The organism is Pseudoxanthobacter sp., from assembly GCF_036822375.1.
Classification (GTDB): domain Bacteria; phylum Pseudomonadota; class Alphaproteobacteria; order Rhizobiales; family Segnochrobactraceae; genus Pseudoxanthobacter.
The window spans coordinates 1-3,716 of the sequence record NZ_DAISHT010000278.1 but is presented as its reverse complement, the minus strand read 5'-3'; the positions used below and the strand labels follow the sequence as shown (position 1 = coordinate 3,716).

The 3,716-nt window shown below is 72.8% G+C and carries 4 protein-coding genes; 1 reads left to right on the top strand and 3 read right to left on the bottom strand.

Annotated elements, in window-relative coordinates; genetic code table 11:
• The 3 genes from V7067_RS16395 to V7067_RS16385 all read right to left on the bottom strand — a co-directional run.
• Positions 1–1,162, bottom strand: a 1,162-nt coding sequence (locus V7067_RS16395) for a DUF4147 domain-containing protein (protein ID WP_334176966.1), incomplete at its 3' end; no start/stop codon positions are given.
• Positions 1,159–2,103: an FAD-binding protein gene (locus V7067_RS16390; protein WP_334176965.1), complete on the bottom strand. Its 945-nt coding sequence runs from the start codon at positions 2,101–2,103 to the stop codon at positions 1,159–1,161. The genes V7067_RS16395 and V7067_RS16390, both read right to left, overlap by 4 nt.
• Before the next feature lie 24 nt (positions 2,104–2,127).
• Positions 2,128–2,880, bottom strand: coding sequence for an electron transfer flavoprotein subunit beta/FixA family protein (locus tag V7067_RS16385; RefSeq protein WP_334176964.1), 753 nt, complete (start codon positions 2,878–2,880; stop codon positions 2,128–2,130).
• Between the two features lie 376 nt (positions 2,881–3,256).
• Between V7067_RS16385 and V7067_RS16380 the strand changes: the two genes are divergently transcribed.
• On the top strand, positions 3,257–3,716 hold a 460-nt coding region (locus tag V7067_RS16380; protein WP_334176963.1), incomplete at its 3' end, for a TetR/AcrR family transcriptional regulator.

Below are 3,716 nucleotides of genomic sequence, written 5' to 3'. Positions count from 1 at the left end.
CATCGAGACCGAGCGCGCGGGCGCGGGCGAGCGTCTGCGGCCCCACCAGCGCACCGGCCGCCGGGCCACGGCCGTCGATGCCGTCGCTGTCGGCTGCCAGCGCGCAGATGCCCGGCGCCCCGCCGAGGGCAAGGGCCAGCGCCAGCGCAAATTCGCCATTGCGGCCACCCTGGCCGTGGGGATTGCGCACCGTCACCCCGGTCTCGCCGCCGGAGATGAGCGCAAACCGGGTGCCCGGCGGCATCCCCGCGGCCAGCCCCTGCCCGGCGCGCAGCGACAGCGCGATAGCGGCATGGACCTTCGCCACCTCGCGCGCCTCGCCCTCGATGGCATCGGACAGAATGAGCGGATGCCAGCCGGCGCCCGCGGCCGCTTCAGCCACGGCAACCAGCGAACGCTGCGGCGAGCCGATCAGCGCCACCGGCGCCGGTGCCGCCGGCGGCGGGCGCAACGATGCCTGTTCCGCGGCCGCCGGCAGGGCGATGCCCAGCCGCCGGGCAACGGCGCGGCCGGACAGATCGTCGCCCGCCGCCATCGGGCCGGAGGCGACCACCGCCGGATCGTCGCCGGGCACATCGGAGAGCACCAGCGTCAGCGACGGGCGCGGCGCCACGAGCGCGGCAAGCCCGCCGCCCTTGACCCGCGACAGCAGCCGCCGCACCGCATTGACCTCGCCGATGGCCGCCCCGCTGGCCAGCAGGGCGGCGTTGACCGCCTGCTTGCCGGCCAGCGACAGCCCCGGCACCGGCGCCACCAGCAGCGCCGAGCCGCCGCCGGAAACCAGCACCAGCACGAAGGTTTCCGGCGGGGCGGCCGCGACCGCCGCCATCAGATCCGCGGTTGCCGCCACGCCGGCGGCATCGGGCAGCGGATGGCCGGCCTCGCGCACCGCGATGTGTCGTGTCGGCATGCCGTGGCCATAGCGGGTGATGACGAGGCCGCGTGCCGCCGCGCCCCACACATCCTCCACCCCGGCCGCCATGGCCGCCGCCGCCTTGCCGGCCCCCACCACCAGCACGGGGCCGGGCGGCACCGGCAGATGACGGCGGAGATGGGCGGCGACGAGCGCCCGCGGGTCGGCCGCGGCAATCGCCACGTCGAGCAGGCGGCGCAGCAGGACGGCCTCCGCCGCCGCGGGCGGGCCGGAGAGCGGCGCCGTCATGCGCCCTTCTCCAGCGCGCGGGTAACCGCCGGCAATGCTTCGAACAGATCGGCGACGAGACCATAATCGGCAACGGAAAAGATGGGGGCTTCCGCGTCCCTGTTGATGGCGACGATGACCTTGCTGTCCTTCATGCCGGCGAGATGCTGGATGGCGCCGGAAATGCCGGCGGCGACATAAAGTTCCGGGGCGACGATGCGCCCGGTCTGGCCGACCTGCCAGTCGTTGGGGGCAAAGCCGGCATCGACGGCCGCCCGGCTGGCCCCGACGGCGGCGCCGAGGCAGCCGGCCAGCGGCAGCACGAGGGCGCGGAAATTCTCCGGCGACTGCAGCCCCCGCCCGCCGGAGACGACGACGCGCGCGGCGCCCAGATCGGGCCGCTCACCGTCGGCAACGCTGCGGCGCACGAGCTGCGCCGGCCGCCCCGGCACCGGCGCCGGCGCCACCGCCACCACCGGGGCCGCCGCGGCCGGGCCGGCCGCGGCGAAGGCCGCCGCGCGCACCGTCAGCACCCGCTTTGCCGCGGTGGTGCGCACGGTTTCAACCGCGCTGCCGGCATAAACCGGGCGCTCGAAGGTGTCGGCGGCGATCACCGCCACCACGTCGGAGACCTGCATAACCCCGAGCCGGGCTGCGATGCGCGGCATCGTCGCCTTGCCGCGGGTGGTGGCCGCGGCAACGAAGGCGTCGTAATCGCCGGCCAGCGCCAGCACCTGCGCGGCAGCGGTCTCCGCCAGCCCGCCGGCAAGGGCCGGGTCGTCGATGGCCAGCACCCGGCGCACGCCGGCGAGGGTGGCGGCAGCAGCGGCCGCCGCGCCGATCCCCGCCCCCGCTACCAGCACGTCCACCGGCGCCCCCAGCGCGGCGGCGGCGGTGACGGCGCGGGCGGTGGCCGGCGAAAGCCGGCCGTCGTCCTGTTCGGCCACAACAAGGGTGGTCATGTCGCAATCCTCCCGCTGCCGCCGTCAGGCGACCAGACCGGCTTCTTTCAGCCGGCACACCAGTTCTTCCGCGCTCGCCACCGTCACGCCCGCCTTGCGCGGCGCCGGCGCGCGGACCGAGACCGTGACGAGCTGGGGCGCAAGATCGACGCCGAGGGCGGCGGCCGCGATCACCTGAAGCGGCCTGCGCCGGGCCTTCATGATCGCCGGCAGGCTGGCATAGCGCGGCGTGGCAAGCCGCAGGTCCGCGGTCACCACGGCCGGCAGAGTGAGGCGGACCACTTCCAGCCCGCCGTCGATCTCGCCCGTCACCTCCAGCCCGCCATCGGCGAGAACGGCGATTTCCGAGGCGAACGTGGCCTGCGGCCAGTCGAGCAGGGCGGCGAGCATCTGGCCGGTCTGGTTGCAGTCGTCGTCGGTGGCCTGCTTGCCCAGCAGCGCCAGAGCGGCGCCCTCGGCTTCGATGAGGGCTTTCAGCACACGGGCCACCGCCAGCGGCTCGACCGGACCGCCGGCCTCTGCCAGAACCGCACGGTCCGCCCCCATGGCCAGAGCGGTGCGCAACGTCTCTTCCGCCGCCTTCGGACCGACCGAGACGGCGATGACCTCGCTCGCATGGCCGGCCTCGCGCAGGCGGAGGGCGGCCTCCAGCGCGATTTCATCGAACGGATTCAGCGCCATCTTCACATGGCCAAGGTCGACGCCAAGGCCGTCGCCGCGCACGCGCACCGGCACGTTGGGATCGGCCACACGCTTGACCGGCACCACGATCTTCATCGGATTTCCTCCCCCGCCGGGGCCCGGATGGCGGCTGCCGGCGGTGCAGACCGGCGGGGTACATCCCCGCTTTATTAACTGACTAGTTGGTTATAAACAGAGAGACGGCGGCTTGGCAAGAGCCTGCCGGCAGTCTGGCGGAAGGTGCCGCCGGCAACGGCAGACCGAAGCGCTGACCGCTGCGCGGCCATTTGCCCGGCTTGCGGGAAACCGCGGAAATGAATTAACTGGTTCGTTAAAAGTCTTGTGCCGGCGACGGGGCCATGACAGGCTTTAAGAGCTTGGACGACAAGTGTAATCGCGGCCAGCCGCCGGGCTGGTGAGCGGACACTGCACGCCGGCAGAGCACGGCATGCCGACAGACAGGAGAGGCACGATGACGGCCGATATGACCGACGAGATCGACGACGCCGCGCCGCCGGCCGCCGGCCGCCGCGCCGCCGCCCGTGGCCGCAAGCCGGCCGAGCCGGGTTCGGAAACCCGCACCCGCAACCCCGACGCCACCCGCAAACGCATCCTGAAGGCGGCCAAGGACGAGTTCGCCCGCCGCGGGCTGGCCGGCGCGCGCATCGACACCATCGCCGCGAAGGCGCGCGCCAACAAAGGTATGATCTATCACTATTTCGGCAACAAGGAGGACCTCTTCCGCATCGTGCTGGAGGAAGCCTATGCCGATATCCGCAGCGCGGAAAAGAAGCTCTCCCTCGATGCGCTGGACCCGCAGGCCGCCCTTATCCGGCTGGTGGAATTCACCTGGAGCTACTATCTGGCGAACCCGGAATTCCTGACGCTGGTCAACAGCGAGAACCTGCACAAGGGCAAGCACATCTCGGCCT